The 24,635-nt window shown below is 72.6% G+C and carries 24 protein-coding genes; 15 read left to right on the top strand and 9 right to left on the bottom strand.

Annotated elements, in window-relative coordinates:
• Window positions 1–304 precede the first annotated feature (304 nt).
• The 6 genes from K7I03_RS12610 to K7I03_RS12585 all read left to right on the top strand — a co-directional run bounded on the left by K7I03_RS12610 (window position 305) and on the right by K7I03_RS12585 (window position 6,863).
• Entirely contained in the window at window positions 305–1,198 is an 894-nt protein-coding gene (locus tag K7I03_RS12610) for a bifunctional methylenetetrahydrofolate dehydrogenase/methenyltetrahydrofolate cyclohydrolase (protein ID WP_185941389.1), read from the top strand.
• Window positions 1,188–1,613 carry a DUF3017 domain-containing protein gene (locus K7I03_RS12605; protein ID WP_185941388.1) on the top strand — a complete coding sequence of 142 codons (426 nt, stop codon included), beginning with the start codon at window positions 1,188–1,190 and terminating at the stop codon, window positions 1,611–1,613. Before K7I03_RS12610 ends, K7I03_RS12605 begins: the two co-directional genes overlap by 11 nt.
• 469 nt (window positions 1,614–2,082) lie before the next feature.
• Window positions 2,083–2,907, top strand: coding sequence for a helix-turn-helix domain-containing protein (locus K7I03_RS12600; RefSeq protein ID WP_185941387.1), 825 nt, complete (start codon window positions 2,083–2,085; stop codon window positions 2,905–2,907).
• A complete protein-coding gene (locus K7I03_RS12595; protein ID WP_185941386.1) occupies window positions 2,904–3,803 on the top strand; it encodes a helix-turn-helix domain-containing protein in 900 nt (299 codons plus the stop codon). The genes K7I03_RS12600 and K7I03_RS12595 overlap by 4 nt, the downstream gene beginning before the upstream one ends.
• 423 nt (window positions 3,804–4,226) lie before the next feature.
• The gene (locus K7I03_RS12590) at window positions 4,227–5,708 is read left to right on the top strand and encodes a helix-turn-helix domain-containing protein (RefSeq protein ID WP_185941385.1); all 1,482 of its coding nucleotides are present in this window, start codon (window positions 4,227–4,229) and stop codon (window positions 5,706–5,708) included.
• Window positions 5,709–5,873: 165 nt separating this feature from the next.
• Window positions 5,874–6,863 carry a malate dehydrogenase gene (locus tag K7I03_RS12585; RefSeq protein ID WP_185941384.1) on the top strand — a complete coding sequence of 330 codons (990 nt, stop codon included), beginning with the start codon at window positions 5,874–5,876 and terminating at the stop codon, window positions 6,861–6,863.
• Between the two features lie 169 nt (window positions 6,864–7,032).
• Here the strand turns inward: K7I03_RS12585 and K7I03_RS12580 are convergent, their stop codons facing one another.
• The 4 genes from K7I03_RS12580 to K7I03_RS34315 all read right to left on the bottom strand — a co-directional run bounded on the left by K7I03_RS12580 (window position 7,033) and on the right by K7I03_RS34315 (window position 10,128).
• Window positions 7,033–8,076 (bottom strand): helix-turn-helix domain-containing protein, encoded by a 1,044-nt coding sequence (locus tag K7I03_RS12580; protein WP_185941383.1) that lies wholly within the window; start codon window positions 8,074–8,076, stop codon window positions 7,033–7,035.
• Window positions 8,077–8,327: 251 nt separating this feature from the next.
• Window positions 8,328–9,065, bottom strand: coding sequence for a class I SAM-dependent methyltransferase (locus tag K7I03_RS12575; RefSeq protein ID WP_185941382.1), 738 nt, complete (start codon window positions 9,063–9,065; stop codon window positions 8,328–8,330).
• A 154-nt stretch (window positions 9,066–9,219) separates the two neighbouring features.
• Window positions 9,220–9,453, bottom strand: a complete 234-nt coding sequence (locus K7I03_RS12570) for a glycine-rich domain-containing protein (protein ID WP_224347759.1) — start codon at window positions 9,451–9,453, stop codon at window positions 9,220–9,222.
• A gap of 21 nt (window positions 9,454–9,474) precedes the next feature.
• On the bottom strand, window positions 9,475–10,128 hold the full coding sequence (locus tag K7I03_RS34315; RefSeq protein ID WP_185941381.1) for a hypothetical protein: 654 nt from the start codon (window positions 10,126–10,128) through the stop codon (window positions 9,475–9,477).
• Window positions 10,129–10,412: 284 nt separating this feature from the next.
• Between K7I03_RS34315 and K7I03_RS12560 the strand changes: the two genes are divergently transcribed.
• On the top strand, window positions 10,413–11,120 hold the full coding sequence (locus tag K7I03_RS12560) for a toxin-antitoxin system YwqK family antitoxin (protein WP_185941380.1): 708 nt from the start codon (window positions 10,413–10,415) through the stop codon (window positions 11,118–11,120).
• Between the two features lie 147 nt (window positions 11,121–11,267).
• The gene (locus K7I03_RS12555; RefSeq protein ID WP_185941379.1) at window positions 11,268–11,810 is read left to right on the top strand and encodes a cupin domain-containing protein; all 543 of its coding nucleotides are present in this window, start codon (window positions 11,268–11,270) and stop codon (window positions 11,808–11,810) included.
• A gap of 4 nt (window positions 11,811–11,814) precedes the next feature.
• Here K7I03_RS12555 and K7I03_RS12550 read toward each other — a convergent pair whose 3' ends face one another.
• A complete protein-coding gene (locus tag K7I03_RS12550) occupies window positions 11,815–12,225 on the bottom strand; it encodes a VOC family protein (RefSeq protein WP_185941378.1) in 411 nt (136 codons plus the stop codon).
• A gap of 183 nt (window positions 12,226–12,408) precedes the next feature.
• Entirely contained in the window at window positions 12,409–12,987 is a 579-nt protein-coding gene (locus K7I03_RS12545; RefSeq protein ID WP_185941377.1) for a TetR/AcrR family transcriptional regulator, read from the bottom strand.
• An 89-nt stretch (window positions 12,988–13,076) separates the two neighbouring features.
• On the opposite strand from K7I03_RS12545, the gene K7I03_RS12540 reads away from it, so the two are divergent.
• Complete coding sequence (locus K7I03_RS12540) at window positions 13,077–13,523, top strand: DUF1772 domain-containing protein (protein WP_185941376.1); 447 nt, start codon at window positions 13,077–13,079, stop codon at window positions 13,521–13,523.
• 150 nt (window positions 13,524–13,673) lie between these two features.
• Here K7I03_RS12540 and K7I03_RS12535 read toward each other — a convergent pair whose 3' ends face one another.
• Window positions 13,674–14,066, bottom strand: coding sequence for a helix-turn-helix domain-containing protein (locus K7I03_RS12535; protein WP_185941375.1), 393 nt, complete (start codon window positions 14,064–14,066; stop codon window positions 13,674–13,676).
• Window positions 14,067–14,117: 51 nt separating this feature from the next.
• Window positions 14,118–14,678 carry a protease inhibitor I42 family protein gene (locus K7I03_RS12530; protein ID WP_185941374.1) on the bottom strand — a complete coding sequence of 187 codons (561 nt, stop codon included), beginning with the start codon at window positions 14,676–14,678 and terminating at the stop codon, window positions 14,118–14,120.
• Window positions 14,679–14,766: 88 nt separating this feature from the next.
• Here K7I03_RS12530 and K7I03_RS12525 point away from each other — a divergent pair, with 88 nt between their 5' ends.
• The 6 genes from K7I03_RS12525 to K7I03_RS12500 all read left to right on the top strand — a co-directional run bounded on the left by K7I03_RS12525 (window position 14,767) and on the right by K7I03_RS12500 (window position 23,712).
• Entirely contained in the window at window positions 14,767–15,501 is a 735-nt protein-coding gene (locus K7I03_RS12525) for a hypothetical protein (protein WP_185941373.1), read from the top strand.
• A gap of 271 nt (window positions 15,502–15,772) precedes the next feature.
• Window positions 15,773–17,275 carry an aldehyde dehydrogenase family protein gene (locus K7I03_RS12520; protein WP_185941372.1) on the top strand — a complete coding sequence of 501 codons (1,503 nt, stop codon included), beginning with the start codon at window positions 15,773–15,775 and terminating at the stop codon, window positions 17,273–17,275.
• Between the two features lie 366 nt (window positions 17,276–17,641).
• Window positions 17,642–19,204, top strand: coding sequence for a GMC family oxidoreductase (locus K7I03_RS12515; protein ID WP_185941371.1), 1,563 nt, complete (start codon window positions 17,642–17,644; stop codon window positions 19,202–19,204).
• Between the two features lie 482 nt (window positions 19,205–19,686).
• Complete coding sequence (locus K7I03_RS12510) at window positions 19,687–20,799, top strand: quaternary amine ABC transporter ATP-binding protein (protein WP_185941645.1); 1,113 nt, start codon at window positions 19,687–19,689, stop codon at window positions 20,797–20,799.
• Window positions 20,796–22,751 carry an ABC transporter permease gene (locus K7I03_RS12505; RefSeq protein WP_224347017.1) on the top strand — a complete coding sequence of 652 codons (1,956 nt, stop codon included), beginning with the start codon at window positions 20,796–20,798 and terminating at the stop codon, window positions 22,749–22,751. Before K7I03_RS12510 ends, K7I03_RS12505 begins: the two co-directional genes overlap by 4 nt.
• Entirely contained in the window at window positions 22,741–23,712 is a 972-nt protein-coding gene (locus tag K7I03_RS12500) for an ABC transporter substrate-binding protein (RefSeq protein WP_185941370.1), read from the top strand. Before K7I03_RS12505 ends, K7I03_RS12500 begins: the two co-directional genes overlap by 11 nt.
• Before the next feature lie 4 nt (window positions 23,713–23,716).
• Here the strand turns inward: K7I03_RS12500 and K7I03_RS12495 are convergent, their stop codons facing one another.
• On the bottom strand, window positions 23,717–24,619 hold the full coding sequence (locus K7I03_RS12495) for an aminoglycoside phosphotransferase family protein (protein ID WP_185941369.1): 903 nt from the start codon (window positions 24,617–24,619) through the stop codon (window positions 23,717–23,719).
• Between the last annotated feature and the right edge of the window lie 16 nt (window positions 24,620–24,635).

Raw genomic sequence — 24,635 nt, 5'->3', positions numbered from 1 at the left:
ATTCCTCCGTTGCTCGTGCGGGGACGACGCGGACTTCCGGAGGACTGGCTGAGCGGCGCACCCCCCGTCACCGCCCGCGGCACTGGCGATTCATCGTGGTAGGGCTCTTGACATTTGTCCAGCCGATACCCTCTGCGTTGTTCAAGCGCCGCGCGACCGTGATCTCCACGTGAACGTGAACCGACCACGGTGCACCAGCGACCCACCACGGTGCACCGGTGGCCGCCCCCGGTGTACCAGTGAACACAGGGCGGCGTGCCCTCCTGATTGGAAGGGCCGCCGCCGGATCCAGGAGTATGGAGCCATGACCGCTCAGATTCTCGATGGCAAGGCCACCGCGGCCGCGATCAAGTCCGAACTCTCCACGCGGGTGGAAGCCCTCAAGGCCAAGGGCGTCACCCCCGGCCTGGGGACGCTCCTGGTCGGCGACGACCCGGGCAGCAAGTGGTACGTGGCGGGCAAGCACCGCGACTGCGCCCAGGTCGGCATCGGGTCCATCCAGCGCGAGCTGCCGGCGACCGCGACGCAGGAGGAGATCGAGGCGGTCGTCCGGGAGCTCAACGAGAACCCCGACTGCACCGGCTACATCGTCCAACTCCCGCTCCCCAAGGGCATCGACACCAACCGGGTGCTGGAGCTGATGGACCCGGCCAAGGACGCCGACGGCCTGCACCCGATGAGCCTGGGCCGCCTGGTGCTCAACGAGACCGCGCCGCTGCCCTGCACCCCGAACGGCATCATCGAGCTGCTGCGCCGCCACGGCGTGGAGATCAACGGCGCGCACGTGGTCGTCGTCGGGCGCGGCATCACCGTGGGCCGGTCGATCGGCCTGCTGCTCACCCGCCGCTCCGAGAACGCGACGGTCACCCTCTGCCACACCGGCACCCGTGACCTCTCCTCCCACCTGCGGCAGGCGGACATCATCGTCGCGGCGGCCGGCGTCGGGCACCTGATCAAGCCGGAGGATGTCAAGCCGGGCGCCGCCGTGCTGGACGTCGGCGTCAGCCGGGACGGCGAGGGCAAGATCATGGGCGATGTGGACCCGGGGGTCGCGGAGGTCGCCGGCTGGATCTCCCCGAACCCGGGCGGCGTCGGGCCGATGACCCGCGCCATGCTGCTCGTCAACGTCGTCGAGGCGGCGGAGCTCGCCGCGGGTGCCTCCGGCGACGAGGCCGGGGGAAGCGTCGATGCCGGCTGAGACGGGCAAGGCGGCGGGCTCCGGGCGGTCCCGGATGTCGCGCCGCTTCCCCCAGTTCACCCGCGACACCGCGCGGCCGGAGGGCGGCGGGCGCGCCGCCCCCGGGGGCGCGCCCGCCCCGGCGCGGCAGTGGCCGCTGCTGGTGGTGCTGGGGCTGACGGGTCTGGGCTTGCTGATCGTGGCCCTGGACGGCTTCCGGATCGGGACGATGCTGATCGGCATCGCCATGATCGGTGGCGCGGTGCTGCGCTGGGCGCTGCCCTCGGTCGGCATGCTGGCCGTACGGTCGCGGTTCACGGACATGTTCACGTACGGCGGGCTGGGGCTGGCGATCCTGCTCCTGGCGATGCTCGCGCAGCCGCACGCGTGGCTGAAGATCCCTTTCCTGGACGACATTCTGCACTTCACGGTCTGAGTGGTCCGTACGGTGTGGCCCGTCCGTACGGTGTGGCCCGTCCGTACGGTGTGGCCGGTCCGGGGCGGTGTGGCCGCTCCGGGATGGTGGGGCGGGCCCGGGGCGGTGCGGGCGGACCGGATGGTCCCGGTGGACCGTCCTCTCCCCCGTAAGAGGACGGTCCGGCCGGGAGACGGCCGGCCGGCGCGGGGTGGACCGCGCCGACCGGCTCGCTGCACTGACTGTGATGCGCCACATCCCCACCTGCCAAGAGTTTCCGGCCGGATGGGCCGTCGTGGGACGTCCCACGCTCTCAACTGCGGTGACGCCCGCGCTCCTGAGGCCGCGGTGGGACGTTCCGGCTCCACCGCCGTTGGCCGGAAACCTGCGTGTCGGCCGAAGGCACGGGAAAACGCCGTCAGGCGTCGCCATCATGTGCGACACAGGAGGCTCATGCCTCGGGGGACCATGTGACGGTGTGGGGTGGAACATGCCGCGTTGGAAGGAACTGCCGGCGTCGCTCGACCAACGGGTGAGCCAGTTTGTCGTACAACTCCGCAGACTCAAGGACCGCAGCGGACTCAGCCTGGCCGCGCTGGCGGCCAAGACGTCGTACAGCCGGTCCTCCTGGGAGCGCTACCTCAACGGGCGGCAACTGCCGCCCCGCGAAGCCGTGGAGGAACTCGCCCGGGTGTGCGGAGCGGATCCGGCCCGCCTGCTGGTGCTGCATGAGATAGCGGAGGAGGCATGGCCCTCCGCCGCATCCGCCACGTCTGCCGCATCCGTTACGTCCGTCACGTCCGTTACGTCCGCCACCTCTGCCGGGTCCGGTACGTCTCCCGCGCCTCCTGCGTTGCCGGACGCCGCGGGGCTCCAGGAGACCAAGCGGCGCCTGTGGCTGTACATCGCGGCGGTGGCCGTGCTCGTCGTCGCGTTGGCGGCCGCGCTGCTGGCCGCCCGGCCCTGGAAGGACGACGACGCCCACCCGAAGGCCGACGCGCCGTCGGCCATGGACTCCCCGTCCCCCTTCGTCTTCGTGCAGGGACGTTCCCGCCCGTGTCCCGTGGAGCGCCGGGGAGGGGAGCTGTGGGCCGGGTACAGCCCGACCCGCACGGTGCTGATGGACCTCAAGAGCAGTGGCTGGGAGGTGCTGGAGGCCCAGTGCCTGCTCAAGCACCACGGCTTCGACCCCGGACTGACCGACGGGTCCTTCGGCCCTCGCAGCAAGGCGGCGGCGGAGCGGTTCCAGAAGGCCAGGGGCCTGGTCGTGGACGGGATCGTGGGCCCCGACACCTGGAAGGAGCTGCGCCGGTGAACGCCGGGCCCCCGCTGCCCGCGGAGTGCGCCCGGCTGGCCGCCGCACTGCGGGAGTTGCGGGAACGCACCGGTCTGAGCCTGGCCGCGCTCGGCGGGCGGACGGCGTTCAGCAAGTCGTCCTGGGAGCGGTACCTCAACGGCAAGAAGCTGCCGCCGCGCGAGGCCATCGAGGCGCTGTGCGCACTGGCGGACGAGCCGCCCGGCCGGCCGCTCGCCCTGTGGGAGCTGGCGGAACAGCGGTGGACCGGACGGGCCGCGTCCGCTCCCGGGGCCACCGGCGGGGGAGCGGCGGGCACGCCGGTGTCACCGCCCGCGTCCGCCGGCGCGTCCCCGGACGCTCCGGCGGACGCGGACACTGGGCGGCGGCCCGGCCGGCGCGTCCCCGGGTGGTCCCTCGTCGTCGGAGCGGCGGCGCTGGCGGCGGCCGTCCCGCTGGCCCTGGCGCTGCTGTCGGACGAGGATGCGACGACCGGGACGGCCGCCGGGCCCGGTGGACCGGGTTCGTCCTCCGTGCCGTCCTACGCCCAGTCCTTCGAGCCCGGCTGCCACGGCAAGGACTGCGAGGGGGCCGACGCGCAGGCGATGGGGTGCGGCGCTCAGGGGCTGCCCGTCACCCTGGCCTCCCGGCGGTCGGCGGGCGGGGAGCGGATCGAGATCCGGTACGCGGAGAAGTGCGGCGCCGTCTGGGCCAAGGCCACCGGCCTGCGGCTGGGCGACCGGGTGGAGCTGACGCTGCCCGGCGCCGACGCCAAGGAGGTCAGGGCCGCCAGCCGCCGCGACACGGAGATCTACCTGTCGACCGCCATGACGGCGACCGACGATCCGCGCCGGGCCCGGGTCTGCCTGCACCCGGCCGAGGGGGCGGCCGAGTGCTTCGCCGCGCCGGGCGGGTGACGCGCGGGACGCGGGAGGAGCGGGGGGAGCAAGGGGAGCAAGAGGCGACGACGAAGCGGGCGAGGCGGGTGGGGGAACGGGCGGACCCGGCCGGTCCTCCACCCCCGTGGGAGGACCGGCCGGACGTCCTCCCCGAGCATCCAGACGGCGGCATTCCGGTTCAAGGCGGGTCCGGGTCTTGTGACGCGGAACAGATCATTCCGCTACGAGGTCACCGTTCTGTACCGGAATGGCGCCCTGCCCCACCGGAAGGGTGCGTTTCCCGAAGGGTGTTTCGGGTGCACGGCGGGCGAGGGGGCGTGCGCCCTGGTGCGTTGATCAACCCTGAACGCCCCTATGCGCCCGCCGACGAGGAACTGGGAGGCTGTGTCGCGGCATCCCCTGGGTAGCACCGCGGTACGCAGGGTGACTAGGGGGAGGGCCATGCCTCGTTGGAGAGCGCTGTCGGACGAACTCGACCCGCAAGTGCGGGAGTTCGTGGAACAGTTGCGCCGCATCGTCGAGCGCAACGGGATGAGCGTCGGCGCGGTCGCGGACCGCACCGGGTACAGCAAGACCTCCTGGGAGCGCTACCTCAACGGCCGCTTGCTGCCGCCGCGGGGTGCCACCGAGGCGCTCGCGGAGGCGACGGGCACGGACGTCGGGCACCTGCTGACCATCTGGGAGCTGGCCGAACGCGCCTGGAGCCGGTCCGAGCTGCGGCACGACGTGACGATGGAGGGGCTCCGGGTCGAGGCGGCGCGCGCCGCGCTGGCCGAGTACGCGCCGCCGGCCGCCATGGGGAGGCGGGGCTGGACGCTCCGCAGGGGGAGGGCGGCGGAGCCGGGTGCGGGCGATGGTGAGCACGTGACGTCCGGGGCGACGCCCGAGGCGGCGCCAGGGGGGACACCTGAAGCGACGCCCGAGGTGACGCCCGAGGTGACGCCCGAAGGGGCGCGAGAGCTGACGGAATCGCGGCAGGACCAACGGGACAGGCGAGGCGACGCGGAGGGCCAGGATGGGCCCCGGCCCCGTACCGGCCTCCCCTCCGCGAGGGCGGCCGGCGTGGACGCCCGTGCGCAGGCGATCCCCTTGACGGACCTGTCGGCGGACCCGTCCGCCGCTCCCTCCACCAACCCGTCCACCAACCCCTCCACCAACCCGTCCACCGATCCCTCCACCGACGCCTCCGCGGGCCCGCCCGTCGGTACGCCCGGCGGCCGGCCCGGCGGCACGCCCGCAGGTGCGGCGAAGCGGCCTTCGGCCGGCCGGCGCCCGTACCCCCGTCCGTACCCCCGCTCCCACCCCCGCCCCAAGCGCCGCGCGGCGCTGCTGTTCACGGTGGGAGCGGTCGGCGCGCTGTTCATGGTCGTCGCGGCCGTCCTGCTGCTCGGGTACGGGCCGGGCGGCGGCGCCCGGAAGGCCCCGCCGCCGGCCGCCGCGCGGGACGCCGGCAGCCCGGCCGGTCTCCCGGCGGGCGTCAGGTGCGCGGGCGGCGCGTGCACGGGCAAGGACCCCGAGAGCATGGGGTGCGGCGGCCGGCGGGCGACGACGGCGGGCTCGGCGACGATCGGCAGCACCTACGTGGAGGTGCGCTACAGCGAGACCTGCAAGGCGGCGTGGGCCCGGATGACGCAGGGCGGCCCGGGCGACACCCTGCGGGTCAGCGCGGCCTCCCGTACCGGTGAGGGCCGGATAGAGCGCGGCACGGACGGCCACAGCACCATGGTCGCGGTCGCGGCTCCGGGCGAGGCCAGGGCCTGCGTGGTGCTCAGCTCCGGACGCCAGGGCTGCACGCTCCCCAGGAAGCCGGGGACGGGAGAGAGCAGCGGGACGCCCGGGACTGACGGTTCGAAGGGGTCCGCCGGGGCGTCCGGTGCCGCCGGGGCGGAAGAGGCGTCCGAAGCGTCACAGGAGGTGCCATAGGCCCAGGTGAGGCCCGGGTGGGACTCGGGTGAGGCGTCCCACACCGGTTCGGGGGTTCCGGGCGTGCGCGGTCGGATAGCCTGACGCCGGATCTCTTGATACCAAGAGAGGTCCGCACAACAGGGGCAGGGACACCCACCGCCAGTTTCGCAGCAGGAGATCGCCATGACCCGCACTCCCGTCAATGTCACCGTCACCGGCGCGGCCGGTCAGATCGGCTACGCGCTGCTCTTCCGCATCGCCTCCGGTCACCTCCTCGGCGCCGACGTGCCGGTCAAGCTGCGACTTCTGGAGATCCCGCAGGGTCTCAAGGCCGCCGAGGGCACCGCCATGGAGCTCGACGACTGCGCGTTCCCGCTGCTGCGCGGCATCGAGATCACCGACGACCCGAACGTGGCCTTCGACGGCGCCAACGTCGCGCTGCTCGTCGGCGCCCGCCCCCGCACCAAGGGCATGGAGCGCGGTGACCTCCTGGAGGCCAACGGCGGCATCTTCAAGCCGCAGGGCAAGGCCATCAACGACCACGCCGCGGACGACATCAAGGTCCTGGTCGTCGGCAACCCGGCCAACACCAACGCCCTGATCGCCCAGGCCGCCGCGCCGGACGTGCCGGCCGAGCGCTTCACCGCGATGACCCGCCTGGACCACAACCGCGCCATCTCGCAGCTCGCGAAGAAGACCGGCACCGCCGTCTCCGACATCAAGAAGCTGACGATCTGGGGCAACCACTCCGCCACCCAGTACCCGGACATCTTCCACGCCGAGGTCGCGGGCAAGAACGCCGCCGAGGTCGTCAACGACGAGGCGTGGCTGGCCGACACCTTCATCCCGACCGTCGCCAAGCGCGGCGCGGCCATCATCGAGGCGCGCGGCGCCTCCTCGGCCGCCTCCGCCGCCAACGCCGCCATCGACCACGTCCACACCTGGGTCAACGGCACCGCCGCGGGCGACTGGACCTCCATGGGCATCCCCTCGGACGGCTCCTACGGCGTTCCGGAGGGCCTCATCTCGTCCTTCCCGGTCACCTGCAAGGACGGCAAGTACGAGATCGTCCAGGGCCTGGAGATCAACGACTTCTCCCGCGCCCGCATCGACGCCTCCGTCAAGGAGCTCGAGGAGGAGCGGACCGCGGTGCGCGAGCTCGGTCTCCTCTGACCGGGCGGTTCCGATCGGAACGGGTTCTGATCGGACGGTTCCGATCGGACGGGCGGCCCTGCCGCCGGTGACTTCGCGTCGCCGGGGCGGGGCCGCCCGTCCGCGTGAGGGCCCCCGGAACTGCCCGGCACCGCCCCGGACGGCGTCCCCGCCTGAGCGGGCGCTCCGGTCACGTGCCACGCAGGGCGGCGCGTACGGCGGCGCCGCCCCGGACGGCGGCCCCCCGGGCGGCTTCCGCCGCGGCCAGTGCCCGCTCCCTCCGGCAGTCGCGGCACCACGGTTCGTCGTCCACCGGGTGGAAGAGGAACCCTTGCGTGTGATCGCCCCGGCATTCGCGCATGGTCATGTTCTTCGGCTGTGCCCGCTCGCGGGGCGGGGGAGGGGCGGAAATCGGCGGAGCTTCCGGCAGCTTGCGCAGCAGCCGGTTGCGGACGAGGGCCGCGGCGTGATGGATCCGCTCCGGCAGCCCGACGCTCAACTCCTCCCGCAGTTGAGGCGCCTTCACCCCGCGCAGCAGCCAGTCCGCCGCCAGCGGTGCGAGTTCCTTGACCTCCCGGCCGGTCAGCCGCAGCCGGGGTTCGCGGTGGGAGACGGAGGCGAGGATGAGTGCGCCGTGCTCGATGAGTTGCTCAGGCAGGCAGGCCGGGGGAGTCGGGCGCGGCCCGGGTGGGGGAGGCGGTGGCGGTAGCTCCTCCGCTTCCGGCTCCGGTTCTGGCCACGGTTCCGCCTGTGGCTGTGGCTGTGGCTGGGGCTGGGGCTTTGGCTCCGGCGGGGCGGGCGGAAGGGACGTGTTGCTCACCGTCTTATCCCTAGGGTGACCACCGACCACCCGACACCCCGGCTCACCGACGGCCGGTTCCCCGGTACTCGGTGAGCCGGACACCTCCTGCCCGTCCCACACGGCCCGCGCCTCCTCGGCACTCAACGGCACCGAAGCCACCAACTGCGTGGTCACCCACCGCCCGTCGGCCCCCTGCCGCCGCCACTCATGCGCGTAACCGGCCTCCTTCAACTGCGCCTTGGCCCGCTGGAACGCCCCGTTCTTGATCCCAGCCCGCCGCGCGACGTCGGAGAAGGAGACGCCGGAGGTGTCGGCGAGTGACAGCAGCCAGACGAGAAGGCGTACGGCATCCGAAGAAAGGTCCGCGTGGCGAATGATGTCGTTCGATACCTGGGTGAAGCGACGCTGGGGCGCGCTAACATGGCGCATCATCCCGTGGGTCTCCGTTTCAGACCTCGGCGGTGTAGGCCCTCGCGATGTCCTGGCAGACATGCGGGGGCCGCTCCGTTTGTGGAGTTGGGTGTGGCCGAGAGTACACGCAACTCGGCACCGATTAAGGGCTGTTGGGAGCGCCTGGAAGACGTTGCCAGCGCACAGGCTGACTAGGGGGCGCACGCCTCTCGTTGGGGCGCCCTCAAGCAGTTCAGGGCCGTCGCCACCCGCTGTGACAAGCGCGGATACGTCTACCTCGGCACCGTCACCGCCGTCGCACTCCTCGTCTGGCTCCGATCCTGATCGGAGAGACAGAACCTATCCACTGAGGCGCGCACGAGCAGCGTGCCCAGGGCCTCGTCGCCCGGCGGGGGGATGATCCGGGCGTCGACGTCGTCGAAGCCGTGGCGCTTCAGCAGCTCGGCCCACATGTGGGGGGCGTACTGCCAGCGCAGGACGGTCAGTTCGCGCTCGCGTCCTTCCAGCCACTTGCCGTGCATCCGCTGGGGCCCGTACACGTCGGGGGCGGGCTCGGCGTGGCTGAAGACGAAGATGCCGCCGGGGGCGAGCCGCTTGGCGACCAGAGGCAGGAGCTGGTCGGGGTCGGTGAACCACGCCGCGCCCCACATGGAGTAGATCGCGTCGTACTCGGTGGCCTCGGTGACGAGGAAATCGCACACGTCGGCGTGAACGAAGGCGACGTTCGGCTCGTTCGCCCACCAGCGGCGGGCGCGCTCGACCTGGTAGGCGGAGAAGTCCACGGCGGTCACCTGGGCGCCGCGACGTGCGAGGTAGACAGCGTCAGCCCCTTCTCCGGGCCCGAGTTCCAGGACGGTGCGCGGCGTGCCGAGTAGTTCCGGGCCGGGCCCGTGGTCGGGGAACTGCGTCCACTCGAACCGGTCGGGCGCGGGGGCCGGCTGCTCGCCCTCCCCCCGGTATGGCTTGTAGAGGTTCCAGTATTCGGCGGGGGTGAGGGGCGGGCGGGGCATGGGGCTCCTCGCGGGGAACGGCGGGCCACGTGAGTTCGCCACCGTATCGGCACTGCTCTGTCGCCGAGGCGTGTTCGCCGAACTCCGTCCGCTTGGCCCATGGAACGGCCCGGAGACGCTCGCGGCGTCCCCGGGCCTGACCGTTCCGGTTCGCTCAGTGGCAGCTGGTGCCCTGGGCGCACGGCCCGCACTTGGCGTAGTCGGCCTCCCAGAGCTTCCAGTCCACCTCGAACCCGTTCCCGGCGATGATTTCCGCGGTGCGTTCGACCGACCCGTCGTACGTGAACTCGATCTCGGGGATGTGCTCCAGGAACCGGCCCTGGAAGTGCTCGTGGCAGAACTCCGACGCCCGCGCCGCCACCGCCACCGCCACCCGCACGGACGCCACGTATGCGACCCTTTCATCCTGCTACGCCCTGGCCTCGCGCGTCCTGACGAAGATCGGCCAGTACGAGCGTTCCCGGATCACCGCCGACCGGGCCATCACGTACGCGGACCTCTCCGGCGACCCCATCGCCACCGCCGCCGCATCGCGCGAGCTGAGCATCGTCCTGCGGCACCAGGGCCAGCCGGAGGCCGCCCAGCGCCTTGTCGACAGCGCCCTGGTCGCCGTCGAACGGACCGGCCTGGCCACCCAGGCGCAGGCTATGGCGTACGCGCAGATGCTTTGCACCACCTCGTACACCGCCGCCCGGGCCGGCCACCGCGACCAGGCCCTTGCCCTGATCGCCGAAGCTTCGCGGGCGGTCCGCCGACTGCCGAACACGCCGCCGGCGGGGCCGCGTTCTCCATCAGCCCGGCGGCCGTCACCCTCTACGAAGTCGGCGTCCACTGGGCCCTGGGCGACGTCGGCGCCGCTCTCCACGTCGGCCGCGAGCTGCGCCCAGGCCAGTTCCCGACGGCCGAACGGAAGGCCCGCATGCACACCGACCTCGCCCGCGCCTGGTGGCAGTGGGGTAAACCCCAACAGACCGCCGACGCTCTCCTGGAGGCCCTGCGTGCTTCCCCGGCCGAGGTCCGGGATCGGCCGGCGATCCGCCGCGTTGCTGTGGATCTGGTCCACCGGCACCCCCACACGGCGGGGCGACGGGAACTCGCCTCGGGCATTGGGCTGCGTGCCCGGTAGCGCTCACCGTGTCCCATGCCGGGAGGGGGCGTTACGAGGGCATGGATGAGCCGGAGCAACTGCCCGGCGACGGCTGGGTGACGACGGCGCTGCTTCCCTGCGGCGAGCTGGGTGTACCCGCCGCGCCGCGCTGCGGTTGCCCGGCGGCGGGAACCCGCCGGATCATGCCGGGCGTCGTACAGGGACAGGGCGGTTCGTCCGCTCCGGGGAGAGGTGGATCCATGCGCCGAGATCGGCCGACCGACGACCAGTTGACGAGGGTTTTCGCCACCGTGCTGAAAGAGGTGCTGAGCGGACAGGGTCTGCGGAACCACACCGGCCTCGACATGGAAACGGATGACGCCCTGTGGGAGATCGTCAAGTATGGCCCGGGGGCCCCTCCCGAGCTCGTCGACGCCGCCCGTGCCGCCTTCGCCGGACAACTGGACGGCAGCAACGCCGCGCGTTGGCGCGCAGAGCTCACGCGCAAGTTCGGACCCCGCCGGCAGCTCCCCGCCGAGCATGAGTCAGGGCCCAGCGGCACCGAGGCTCGCGGTGGTGCCGAGCCGCCGGTGAAGCCGCTCAAGGAGACGCCGACCTCCGTGCGGGCGGTACGCGTCAAAGGCGATCAGACCTACGTGGACGAGTACGGGCGCACCTGCTACGAAGGGGAACTTTTCACCGGTGAAGTCGAGGAACTGGCGGACAACGGGCACACCTTGTCGCTCGGCACCTACTTCCAGGGCATCGAGCACGGGCGGCAGCAGGAGTGGTGGCCGGACGGGACCAAGCGGGCCGAGGGCGTGACCGTCATGGGTGCCGCGGTGGGTGAGTGGCGGTACTGGCACGCCAACGGCCGGCTGTCGGAGTTGGTCGTCCTCGACGAGAACGGCCGGGAGAAGACGAGAAAGCGCTGGAATGCCTTGGGTGAGGTGAGCATGGATCTGTGACGCGCCGGGCCCGATCCTGCCTGGGCCGGCCCCTGTGAAGTGGCCCATGTTTCCCTGACGGAAGTGGACCAATCCCTCGGGCCGGTCTGCCCCTAGTCTGATCGACGAGCGGCGTGGACGCGCCGCCTGATCAGGGGGAACACCACCATGGCCAGCACCAGCACCAGCACCAGCACCAGCACCAGCACCAGCACCAGCACAAGCACCAGCGCCGATTTCACCGCCGTCCTCACCCGGGCCGCCGAGGCCGAGACCGCGAGTGACCCGAGCAGCGTGATGACGCTGCTGGCGGACTCCGACGCCACCGGCGGTCTGCTGACCAGCTACCGCTCGACCTTCGCCGAGGGGGCCGTCGGGGCGCCGGCGCACTTCCACACGCGTGCCGCCGAGATGTTCTTCGTCGTCGACGGCTCGCTCCGCGTGCTGGTGGACCAGGAGATCAAGGTTCTGAACAGCGGGGACTTCCTCCTCGTCCCGCCGAACACCCCGCACGCCTTCGCCGCCGCTCCGGGCCGCACGGCCGATGTCCTGTTCGCCTTCACGCCCGGCATGGCGCGATTCGACTACCTGCGGCTGCTGGGACGGGTCATGCGCGGCGAGGCCGGTCCCGACGAGATCAGGGAGTCCTCGGAGCGGTTCGACAACCACTACGTGGACAGCCCGGTCTGGAACGCCGCGCTCGGCGCGTGACGCGTCAGCCCTTCGGCTGGGTGAAGCGGATGCGGTTGCCGAAGGGGTCGCGGAGGCCGCAGTCCGTGCCGTACGGGCGCTCGGTCGGTTCCTCGGTGAACTCGACGCCCTGGGCCAGCAGGGTCTCGTACGTCTTGCGGCAGTCGTCCGTGGTGAGGATGAGCCAGCCGGCCATGGCGCCCTTGGTGACCAGGTCGCGGACCTGGGCGGCGGTCTCCTCGGACATGGCCGGGGCGCCCGGCTTCTCCAGCAGGATCTCGCGGTCGGGGTGGCCGGGGACGCGGACGGTGAGCCAGCGCATGAAGCCCATGTCGATGTCAGCGCCGACCTCCAGGCCGAGCTTGCCGACGTAGAAGTCGAGGGCCTCGTCCTGGTCGAGGACGAATATCTGCGAGTGCGTGATGGCGGTGAACATGCGCCTTACGTTAGTGAGCGGGCGGGACGGAAACTTATCCGAAACTGCTCGGTTCGGGCGTTGGCGGATCGGCGGATCGGCGGATCACGCCGATTGGTGGGGCGTGAGCCCGCTCGGCCGTGGTCTGGTGGTGTCGTCGGCGGGCGCGTTCGGCGGCCGGAACGTCAGCGCCGGGGCGGTATGTCAGACCATGACGAGGCGGTCGACGAGCAGCTGCACCCTCCGTTCCATGTCCTGAGGTGGCAGCCGTCCGGCCCGGGTCAGGGTCGCCAGTCCGTGCAGCGTCGCCCAGAACACCTCGGTGAACAGCGCCGGGTCGACGCCGTCCCCAGCGACCTCGCCGAGGCTCTCCAGCAGCCGGGCGAAGGCGTCTTTCAACGGCTCCGGGGTTTCCTTCTGCGCGAACGCCAGACCGCCGTCGAGGCGGAACATCGCGTCGTAGGCCGCCGGGTTGCGCTCGGCGAAGTCGAGATAGACGCGGGCGAGGCGGGCGACTCGGTCGCGCGGTTGGTCCGCGGGTGAGACCGCGGTCCGCAGCGCAGCGGCCAGCTCGGCGGCTCCCTCGACGGCGACGGCGCCGATGATTTCCCGCTTACCTCGGAAATGGCCGTAGAGGACGGGCTGGCTGTACTCGATGTGCTCAGCGAGCCGGCGGGTGGTGACCGCTTCCCAGCCCTGGGATTCGGCGAGTTCACGGGCCGTCGCCACGATGAGGCGCTCGCGGACCGCCCGTTCGCGCTCCTTGCGTTCCTGCACTGACATGGAAGGAATCTAGCAGCGCTAGACAAGCGAGCGACAGACGAACTAGCGTCGCCCTGATATCTAGCGTTGCTAGATCAGGAGGGAAGGTCATGCTTACCGCACTTGAGGTGTTCACCACCGTGGTCGTCGGCGTCATGGTGGGGGTGGAGTTCTCCGTCGCCTTCTTCCTCCATCCGATCGTCGACGGTCTCCCCGGCGACAACGGTCCGCTCGGCCGTACCCGCGGGGCCCGGCTGCTCGGTGCCGTGATGCCGTTCTGGTACGTCGGCTCGCTCGTCCTCGGCGCGGCCTGGGTCATCGTCGGATGGCACCGTCCCGGGACCGGCCTCGTCGTCAGCGCCGCCGCACTGTTGATCCTCAGTGTTGTCATGTCGATCCTGCTGCTCGTCCCGATCAACGACCGGGTCGCGACATGGACTGCCGACTGCCGGCCCGCCGACTGGCGCCGGCAGCTGAGGCGTTGGGACTGCCTTCACTACGTCCGCGTCGCCGTCATCGTCACCGCATTCGCCTTGCTGGTCGCCGCCCTCGTCTGAGTCGGTGGGCCGGGACGGCACATGCGATGCCGTCGAGCGGTCGCTGCCCGACGGCGGAACGGGGGAGCGGGTGGGATCGGTGACTCGAAGCGGAAGCCGTGGGTGGTGAATTCAGGGCTGACGGGCGTGCAGGCGGAGGGGAGCTCGGAATCAGACGCTCGGGCGCGTCCAGGCCATCGCGAAGCACGTCGGCACTCCCGCGGCCGTCGCCTCCTTGCGGTAGGCGCGTGGGGAGCGGCCGACGATGTCGCGGAAGGTGCGGCTGAAGGTGCCCGGGCTGCCGAAGCCGACCTCGAAGCAGATGTCGGTCACGCTGCGGTCGGTGTCGCGCAGCAGGGCCATGGCGCGTTCGACGCGGCGGCGCCGCAGGTAGCGGTGGGGTGTCTCGCCGAACGTGGCCCGGAAGACGCGGATGAAGTGGGCCTCCGAGACATGGGCGATCCGGGCCAGCGCCGGGACGTCCAGCGGCTGCGCGTAGGCGCGGTCCATGGCGTCCCGGGCGCGGAGCATCCGGCGGTTGGTCTCTTCGGTGGGGCGGCTCACGGGGGTATCCCACCACGTCCCGTCCTTCGGCGGCCGGGGCCCGGCCCCGGCTCAGCGCACCGTCACGGGGTACGTGACCGACCGGGCGAGCTCCGGGGAGTAGCAGCCGGCGGTGCGGTCGGAGCCGCAGCGGTTGGTGAGGACGATGCGCGTGGTGCCGGTGCCGACGGCCTCGAACGTGAAGTACAGGGCGTGGCTGGAGCCGATCAACTCCCTTTCCCGCTCCGTCTGGTGGCTGCTGGTTCCGGCGGGGCGCGCGACGGCACGGTCGGGGCCCGGGGAGGCGAGGCTCCAGTTCAGGCGCGCGGACGCGCTCTCGCGCATCGCGATCGTGAAGCGTTCCCCGTGCCGGACGGTGAGCGTGCCCTCGGTGCGGTCGCGCGGGTTCGGCCGCGCCGGGTCGTATGGCGGCATCCGGTCCTCGTGGACCGTGCCGAGCCCGGCGGGACGCTGCCGGTCGTGGTCCCCGCCTCCGACCTCGCGGTCTCCCTTGCCCTTGCCGGTGTCCTCGCCGCCGCCCCCACCCCCGCAGGCGGTCAGGGCGAGCGTCAGCAGGGCCGCTCCCAGGGGCAGGAGGGCGGCGCGTCCGGAGGGTCTCTTCGTTCTGTTCACGCGGCCATGTTCGCGGGTGCGGACGGAAGATGGCCATCCGGTTCCTCGGGCGGCGGGCGATGTCAGTGGGTGGCCCTAACGTGCTGCCATGACGTCGTTCTTCACGCGCTACGCGCGCCAGGGTGAGCACGAGCAGGTCTGGGACGAGCTGCGCGGGCTCGGGCCGGTGCCCGGGGCGCTCCGGGAGGATGTGGAGGCGGTGGCCACGGCCACCATGGAACGGGTGGCGCGGCACGTGGTCCGGCTCGCGGAGGCGCTGCCCGAGCTGGGGTTCGTCCCGGCCACGGCGGGGACAGCGCCGCACCGGCCGCCCACGGAGGGCACCCCGGCCCTCGTGCGCGCGATGGAGGAGGTTGTCGGCGTGCTGCCCGCCGCGCTCAAGGCGAGCTTCCTGACCGTGGGCGACGTGTCCTTCCTCGGCGACTGCCCGGTGCTCGGGCTGCACTACCACGAGGGCCCCCTGCCCCGGACGGGCCCGCCCGGCGCCGGTTACCCCGATCCGCTGGACGTCGCGGGCGCCGAGCACCTGCGGTACGAGTGGGAGGCGTACACGGAGGAGGACGAGGAGGAGGACGCCGAGTTCCTCTTCTCCCTCGCGCCCGACGAGTACCACAAGGCCAACATCAGCGGCGGCACCCACGACGTCGTCCTCCCCGATCCCCATGCCGATCCCGAGGTGTACGGGGTGATCGGCCGCAAGGGCATCACGCTCGTCGAGTACCTGAGGACGTCCATAGCCTGGGGCGGACTCCCCGGGTGGGAGTTCGCCCCGGGCCCGGCGCCGGAGGCGCTCGGGCGGCTGGCCGTCCGCCCCGACTTCTGACCTGCCCGGATGACCCGCACGGATGACCCGCACGGATGACCCGCACGGATGACCCGCACGGATGACCTGCACGGAATGAGCCGCCGGGAAGGGGAACAGACCCGATGAAACCGAGGTGGTTGCAGTGACTTAGGTCACTCTATGAGCAAAAAGAGGCATGGGCGTCCCGCATGCGGTTAGGCGCGCCCCGTTGGCGGCTGAGCTCTGTGCTCTGGGCCCTGTGCTCCGGCCGTCGATGGGACCGCACGGAGACCGGAAGCAGAGGGAGATCATGTCGTCAGTCGAGACGATCCACGTGAACGGGAGGTGGCGTGCCGCCGCCTCCGGCGCTCAGCGGGAGGTGCTCGACCCGGCCGACGCCAAGGTCCTCGCCGTGGTCTCCGAAGGGGGGACGGAGGACACGGACGCCGCCGTGGCCGCCGCCCGGGCCGCGTTCGACGAGGGCCCCTGGCCGGGTACGCCCGTAGCCGAGCGCGCCGCGCTGCTGCGTCGCGTCGCGGACCTGCTCCAGCGGGACCGTGAGGAGATCGCGCTCATCGAGAGCCGCGACACCGGCAAGACGCTGGAGGAGGGCCGGGTCGACGTCGACGATGTCACCAACGCCTTCCGGTACTTCGCCGACCTCGTGGTGAACGAGAGTGGCGGCCGGGTCGTCGACGCGGGCAGCCCCGAGGTGCACAGCGTGGTCGTGCACGAGCCGGTCGGCGTCTGCGCGCTGATCACGCCGTGGAACTACCCGCTGCTCCAGGCCAGTTGGAAGATCGCCCCGGCGCTGGCCGCCGGCAACACCTTCGTGATTAAGCCCAGCGAGGTCACGCCGCTCTCGACCGTGCACCTGATCCGCCTCCTCGTCGAGGCCGGACTGCCCGCCGGTGCGGCCAACATCGTGACCGGCGCGGGCGACCCGGTCGGCGCCCGGTTGTCCGAGCACCCCGACGTCGACCTCGTCTCCTTCACCGGCGGCCTGGCCAGCGGCACCCGCGTGATGCGCGCCGCCGCCCCCACCGTGAAGAAGGTCGCGCTCGAACTCGGCGGCAAGAACCCCAACGTCGTCTTCGCCGACGCCTGCGCCACCGACGAGGGCTTCGACACCGCCGTCGACCAGGCCCTCAACGCCGCCTTCATCCACAGCGGCCAGGTCTGCTCGGCCGGCTCCCGGCTGATCGTCGAGGCGTCCGTCCGCGAGCGCTTCGTCGCCGAACTCGCCCGCCGAGCCGAGAAGATCCGCCTCGGCCGGGGCACCGAGCCGGGCGTCGAGTGCGGGCCGCTCGTCTCCGCCGCGCAGTTGGAGAAGACCGAGGCGTACGTCGCCTCCGCGCTCGCCGAGGGCGCGGTCCTGCGCTGCGGCGGCGCCCGCCCCGAGCCCAGCGACGTCCGGCCCGCCACCGGCTACTTCTACGAGCCGACCGTCCTCGACCGCTGCACGCGCGGCATGAAGGTCGTCCGCGAGGAGACCTTCGGCCCCATCCTCACCGTCGAGACCTTCCGCACCGAGGACGAGGCCGTCGCGCTCGCCAACGACACCGAGTACGGGCTCGCCGGCGCCGTCTGGACCCGGGACGCGGGCCGCGCCCGCCGGGTGGCCGGGCGGCTGCGGCACGGCACGGTGTGGATCAACGACTACCACCCCTACCTGCCGCAGGCGGAGTGGGGCGGCTTCGGCAAGTCCGGCACCGGCCGCGAGCTGGGGCCGTCCGGGCTCGCCGAATACCGGGAGGCCAAGCACATCTACCAGAACCTCGCCCCCGCGCCCGTGCGCTGGTTCGCCGGCTGATTCCGGCATCCGCGCACGTCGTACCGGTGAAGTGCCGGGCGCCGTACCGCCGCCACATCCCGGCGGGGTACGCGCCCGGCCGCCGAGATCGTCGACAAGGCCGACGAAGGCTGAGGCCGACGAGGCCGATGAAGCCGACGAGGCCGGCAAGACAGGAGTCCCGGCCCGCGCGACGGAACGCACCGCCCCCGGAGCGCGGGACCGGCCCGTCACACCCCGACGCCCCGCCGGGCGCCTGCCCCGACGTTCGACCCACCCACGTCTCACTCCCCACATCTCACCCCCCACCAAGCCACAAGCCACGCACACAGCACGACCCAGCGCAGTACCTTCCGCGACCACTCCACCCCAGAGGAGCACTCCCGCATGCCCCCCGCAGTTGAGAAGATCACGGCTGACTACGTCGTCGTCGGCGGCGGAACCGCCGGCTCGGTCATCGCGTCCCGCCTCGTCGAGGACCCCGGCACGAGCGTCGTCGTCATCGAGGGCGGTCCCACGGACATCGACCGCCCCGACGTCCTCACCCTGCGCCGCTGGCTCGGTCTGCTCGGTGGCGACCTGGACTACGACTACCCCACCGTCGAGCAGCCGCGCGGCAATTCGCACATCCGCCACAGCCGCGCCCGTGTGCTCGGCGGGTGCTCCTCGCACAACACCCTGATCTCCTTCAAGCCGCTGCCCGGCGACTGGGACGAGTGGGCCGCTGCGGGTGCCGAGGGCTGGGACTGGGCGTCCATGGACCCGTACTTCAAGCGGCTGCGGAACAACATCGTCCCGGTCGACGAGAAGGACCGGAACGCCATCGCCCGCGACTTCGTCGAGGCCGCCCAGGAGGCCGCCGGCGTGCCGCGCGTGGCGAGCTTCAACGCGGAGCCGTTCCACGAGGGCGTCGGCTTCTTCGACCTCGCGTACCACCCCGAGAACAACAAGCGTTCCTCCGCGTCCGTCGCCTACCTCCACCCCCACATTGAGGCCGGTGACCGCCCCAACCTCCGCATCCTGCTGGAGACCTGGGTGCACAAGCTGGAGCTGGACGGCACCCGGGCGACCGGCGTCCGTGCCCGGACCCAGGACGGGCGGGAGCTGCTGGTCGAGGCCGGCCGCGAGGTGATCCTCTGCGCGGGCGCGGTCGACACGCCCCGGCTGCTGATGCACTCCGGCGTCGGCCCCAAGGCCGATCTGGAGGCGCTGGGCATCCCGGTGGTCCACGACCTGCCGGGCGTCGGCGAGAACCTGCTCGACCACCCCGAGTCGGTGATCGTCTGGGAGACGAACGGGCCGATCCCCGAGAACTCGGCGATGGACTCCGACGCGGGCCTCTTCGTCCGCCGCGACCCGGACTCCACCGGTCCGGACCTGATGTTCCACTTCTACCAGATCCCGTTCACCGACAACCCCGAGCGCCTGGGCTACGAGAAGCCCGCGCACGGCGTGTCGATGACCCCCAACATCCCCAAGCCCCGCAGCCGCGGCCGCCTCTACCTCACCAGCGCCGACCCCGAGGTCAAGCCGGCCCTGGACTTCCGGTACTTCACCGACGAGGAGGACTACGACGCGCGCACGCTCGTCGACGGCATCCGCCTCGCCCGCGAGATAGCGAAGACCGAGCCGCTGGCCGGCTGGCTCAAGCGCGAGGTCTGCCCCGGCCCGGAGATCACCTCCGACGAGGAGCTCAGCGAGTACGCCCGCAAGGTCGCCCACACCGTCTACCACCCGGCCGGCACCTGCCGGATGGGCGCCGTGACCGACGACCAGGCCGTCGTCGACCCCGAGCTGCGGATCCGCGGCCTGGAGGGGGTGCGGATCGCCGACGCGTCGGTCTTCCCGACGATGACGGCGGTCAACCCGATGATCGGCGTGCTGATGGTGGGGGAGAAGTGCGCGGAACTGCTTGTGTCGGGCCCGACCGAGAGGGGTGACGGCCAGTGAGCGGAACCGACACCGTCAACCGCACGCCCGACGCGGGGTCCTCGCGGACGGCCGCGACTGGGGCTTCGCGCTCCGCTGACGCGGGGTCTTCGCGGACGGCCGCGACCGGGGCCTCGCGGGCCGCCCACACCGCGGCCGCGAAGCCGGCCGGCCCCGAGTCCTCGGGGTCCGCTGACGCGGAGTCCTTGCGGACGGCCGCCACTGGGGCTTCGGGGTCCGCCGCCGAAGCGGAGTCCTCGCGGACCGACGCCACCAAGGCCTCGCGGCCCGCTGACGCGGGGTCCGCACGGCCCGCCGATGCCGGGCCCTCGCGCCCGGCCGACGCCCCGGCCGAGCAGGCGTCCGCCGCCGAGCCGGCAGGCGACGGCGCCGCCGGTCAGGCCGGAAGTGCCACCGAGGCGGCCGGGCACGCCGCCGCCGAGGCCGAGGCGAAGCCTGCCGCCGGGTCCGGCCGCGCTACGGCGGCCGAGAGGGGCGACGGCATCGCCCCGGCCTCCGCCACCGACCGCGCCCCCGACCCCGGCGGCACCGCCGCCCCCGTCTTCTCCGTCCGCAACCTGTGGAAGGTCTTCGGCCACCGCCCCGACCGCGTCCCCGGAACCGACCTCGCCGACCTCACCCCCGAGGAGCTGCGCGAGAAGGCCGGCTGCACGGTCGCCGTCCGGGACGTGTCGTTCGACGTCCGGCCGGGCGAGGTCTTCGTCGTCATGGGCCTCTCCGGCTCCGGCAAGTCCACGCTCGTCCGGTGTCTCACCCGCCTCATCGAGCCCACCAGCGGCAGCATCGCCATCGACGGCGAGGACGTCCGCTCCATGGACAAGAACGCCCTGCGCGAACTGCGGCGCCACCGCGCCGCCATGGTCTTCCAGCACTTCGGCCTGCTGCCGCACCGCACCGTGCTCGACAACGTCGCCTACGGCCTGGAGATCCAGGGCATGGCCAAGGCCGAACGCCGCGCCCGCGCCGCCGAGATGGTCGACAAGGTGGGCCTGGCCGGCATGGAGGCCCGCCGCCCCGGCCAGCTCTCCGGCGGCCAGCAGCAGCGCGTCGGCCTGGCCCGCGCCCTCGCCGCCGACCCCGAAGTCCTGCTGTTCGACGAGCCGTTCAGCGCACTCGACCCGCTGATCCGGCGCGACATGCAGGAGGAGGTCGTCCGGCTGCACCGGGACGAGGGCCGGACGATGGTCTTCATCACCCACGACCTCTCCGAGGCGCTGCGCATCGGCGACCGGATCGCGCTGATGCGCGGCGGCCGGGTCGTGCAGTGCGGCACCCCCGAGGAGATCGTCGGCTCCCCGGCCGACGACTACGTCCGCGACTTCGTCCAGGACGTCCCCCGCGAGCAGGTCCTCACCGTCCGGCGCGCCATGCGCCCCGCCACCCTCGGCGAGGCGCGCGGGGACACCGGGCCCACCGTGACGGCCGGGACGACCGTGGCCGAGGCCATCGACGTCGTCGCCCGCGACGGCAAGCCCGCCCGCGTCCTGGACGGGGGCCGCTGCGTGGGGATCGTCGACTTCAAGTGCCTCCTGAACGTCGTCGCGGGGCTTGACGGTCCACAGCGCGGCGGACGCCTGGAGAAAGCGGCCGCATGAGCACCACCAGCACCACCCCCGCCTCCACCCTGGCCACGGCCCCGGACACCGCCCGGTTCCGGGCGCTTCTCCGCCGCCCGGCCGCCCGCAAGGTCCTGGCCCTGGCCGTGGCCGGGCTGGTCCTCGCCCCCTTCGCCCACGCGGCGTGGGGAAGCGGCGGCTGGCCGCACGCGCTGACCGTCTCGCTCGACGAGCCGCTGCGCTCGGCCGGCGACTGGATCGTGGACAACCGTGACAGCCACTGGCTGTTCCTGTACTTCTTCGGTCACATCAGCAACGTCATCATCGGCGCCGTGCACCTCGTCTACGTCGTGCTGCTCGCCCTCGGCTGGGCCGGCGTGACGGCCGGCGCCGCGCTGGTGGCCTGGCGCGCCGCGGGCGTCCGGGCCGCCGTGACGGCCGTGGCGTCGTTCGCCGTCTGCGGCCTGCTGGACATGTGGGTGCCGACGATGCGGACGCTCGCGCTGATGGCCGTCGCCGTCGCCGCGTCCGTCCTGGTCGGCGCGCTCCTCGGCCTCGCGGCCGGGCTGTCCGACCGGACGTTCCGCGTGCTGCGGCCCGTCCTGGACACCATGCAGGCGCTGCCCGCCTTCGCCTACCTGCTGCCCGTCGTCCTCGTCTTCGGCATCGGCGTGGCCCCCGCGGTCCTCGCCACCGTCGTCTACGCGGCGCCGCCGATGGCCCGGCTCACCGCGCTCGGCCTGCGCTCGACCGACGCCGGCGTCATGGAGGCCGTGGAGTCGCTGGGCGCGACCGGGTGGCAGCGGCTGGTGACGGCACGCCTGCCGATGGCCCGCAAGCAGCTCCTGCTGGGCGTCAACCAGACGATCATGATGGCGCTCTCGATGGCCGTCATCGCTTCCGTCATCGGCGCGGACGGCCTCGGCGACCGCGTCTACCAGGCGCTCTCCACCGTCGATGTGGGCGCCGCGCTGGCCGCCGGCATCCCGATCGTGCTGCTGGCGATCGTCCTCGACCGCACCACCTCGGGAGGCTCCGACGGCACCCCCGTCCGCCGCGGCCACCCCGCGGTCGGCTGGGCGCTCGCCGCGGCGCTGGTCGCCGGCTTCGCCCTGACCCGCTCGCACGACTGGCCGCGCGGCTGGACCGTCGCCGTCACCGAGCCCGTCAACCGGGCGAAGGACTGGATGGTCGACCACCTCTACTCGGGCATCCCGGGCATCGGCGGCACCGCCGACTGGGCGGCCCACTACACCGGCTGGGTCCTCGACCCGCTGCGCGACGGCCTCCAGGCGCTGCCCTGGTGGGGCGCCGTCCTGCTGGTCGCCGCCCTGGCCTGGACCATCGGCACCTGGCGCACGACCCTCACGGCCGTCCTGTCGCTCTCCGCGATCGGCGTGCTCGGCCGCTGGGACAGCGCCATGGACACCCTCTCGCAGGTGCTCGCCGCCGTCGCCGTCACGCTCGTCCTCGGCTTCGCCGCCGCCGTCGCGGTGGCCCGCAGCCGCCGCACCGAGCGGCTGCTGCGGCCGGTGCTGGACGTGTTCCAGACCATGCCGCAGTTCGTCTACCTCATCCCGGTGGTCGCCCTGTTCGGCGTGGGCCGGGCGCCCGCCGCCGCGGCGGCCGTCGTCTACGCGCTGCCCGCCGTCATCCGCATCGCGGGCGAGGGGCTGCGGCAGGCCGACCCGCGCGCCATGGAGTCGTCGACGTCCATGGGCGCGACCGGCCGGCAGCAGCTGCTCCAGGTCCAGTTCCCGCTGGCCCGCGACGAGTTGCTGCTCGCCGTCAACCAGGCCGTGGTGCTCGTCCTGTCCGTCGTCATCATCGGCGCCCTGGTGGGCGGCGGCGGCCTCGGCTACGAGGTGGTCTTCGGCCTCGCCCGCGGCGACCTCGCCACCGGCCTCGTCGCCGGCGCCTCGATCGCCTGCCTGGGGCTGATGCTCGACCGGGTCACCCAGCCGACGAAGGGAGCGCGCGATGCGCGGTAAGTGGATCGCGGGGGTGGCCGCACTCAGCTCGCTCGGCCTCCTCGCCCTGACCGGCTGCGGCGCGGCCGACATGACCAAGCAGGGCTCGCCGTACGCCAACGCGGCCGGTACGAAGTCCGTGACGCTCTCCGTGCAGTCCTGGGTCGGCGCCCGCGCCAACACGGCCGTCGCCCAGTACCTGCTGGAGCACGAGCTCGGCTACCGCGTCGACACCGTCCAGGTCGACGAGGTCCCCGCCTGGGACGCGCTCAGCCAGGGCCGGGTGGACGCCATCATGGAGGACTGGGGCCACCCCGAGCAGGAGAAGCGGTACGTCAGCGACAAGAAGACCGTCGCGGACGGCGGCGACCTCGGGGTCACCGGCCACATCGGCTGGTGGGTCCCCAAGTACTTCGCCGACGCCCACCCCGACGTCACCGACTGGCGGAACCTCAACAAGTACGCGGCGCAGCTCAAGACCCCGGAGAGCCGCGGCAAGGGCCAGCTCCTCGACGGCTCGCCGTCGTACGTCACCCACGACAAGGCGCTGGTCGACAACCTCAAGCTCGACTACCAGGTCGTCTTCGCCGGCTCCGAGGCGGCGCAGATCACCCAGATCAAGCAGTTCGCCAAGGACCGCAAGCCGTTCCTGACGTACTGGTACGAGCCGCAGTGGCTGTTCAACGAGGTGCCGATGGTGGAGGTCAAGCTCCCGCCGTACTCGGACGCCTGCGGGACGAAGGGCGAGTCGGACCCCGACTCCGTCGACTGCGCCTACCCGACCACCCCGCTGAAGAAGTTCCTCAACGCCGACTTCGCCCGCAAGGGCGGCGACGCGGCCCGCTTCCTGAAGAACTTCCGCTGGACGAAGCGGGACCAGAACGAGGTCGCCCAGCTGATGGCGGAGGACAAGCTGCCGGCGGACAAGGCGGCGGCGAAGTGGGTCAAGGCGCACCCGGAGGTGTGGAAGAAGTGGCTCTGACCTTTTAGCGGCTGAGCAGCCCGGCCACATGGTCGTACATCCCCACCAGCCACTCCGGGTCTCCGTGGTCGCGCCCCCAGAGCGCAGCCTGGACACAGCGCAACTGCGCCCACCTGAACGTCCGTTCCCGGTCCAGCTCCGCCGCCTCGGCGAACACGTCGAGGCGGCGGAGCAGTGCCGCGCCCAGGTCGGGGGCGGTGAGCAGGTCGGCCGCCCGGCTGCGCAGGAGCGTGAACGCGTCGTAGGCCGGGTCGCCGACGAAGCCCTTCGGGTCGATGGCGAGCCACGGCTCTCGTTCGCCGCGCAGCACGTTGGCGGCGTGCAGATCGCCGTGGACGAGCGTGTCGGGCTGGTCGGGGACCAGCTCGCGGACGGTGGCGAGCGCCGCCCCGAGCACGGCGGCGGGCAGCGGATGACCCAACCGGACGTCGTCGGCCGCCAGTTCCTCCGCCCACACCCCGGCCCGCTCGCGCAGCCGGGGCAGGCCGGGCGGCGCGGGGACGGCCAGCCGCCGGGCGAGCCGGCCGGCGGCCGCCATGGCCTCGTCGGCGTCGGGGAGTTCTGCGAGCGAGCCGGTGCCCGCCCGTTCCAGCAGCATCGCGAAGTGCGCGTCGTCCCGTTCGAGGAGGCGGACGGCGCCGCGCCCGGCCCAGACGGCGAAGGCGTCGGGCTCGTGGACGTTCCCGGGGTGCGGGAACGACACCTTCAGCACGGCGGGCGCGCCGTCGGCCCGCCGCACGGGGACGACGACGCCGACCTGCCCGTGGACGACGGACCCGTCCCGGACGCAGCGCCACCGCCCGAGCAGCTCCTCGACGATGCCGGGCAGCCGGTCGAGCCAGGCACGCCCGGCGTCGCCCTCCCGGCCGGCGGTCGACTGGGCGAAGGCTTCGGGTATCAGGTGCATCGGGTCACGATAACCG

It is taken from the genome of Streptomyces mobaraensis (genome assembly GCF_020099395.1).
Classification (GTDB): Bacteria; Actinomycetota; Actinomycetes; order Streptomycetales; family Streptomycetaceae; genus Streptomyces.
The sequence above is the reverse complement of the archived record's forward strand: the minus strand, read 5'-3'. Positions and strand labels throughout refer to the sequence as shown.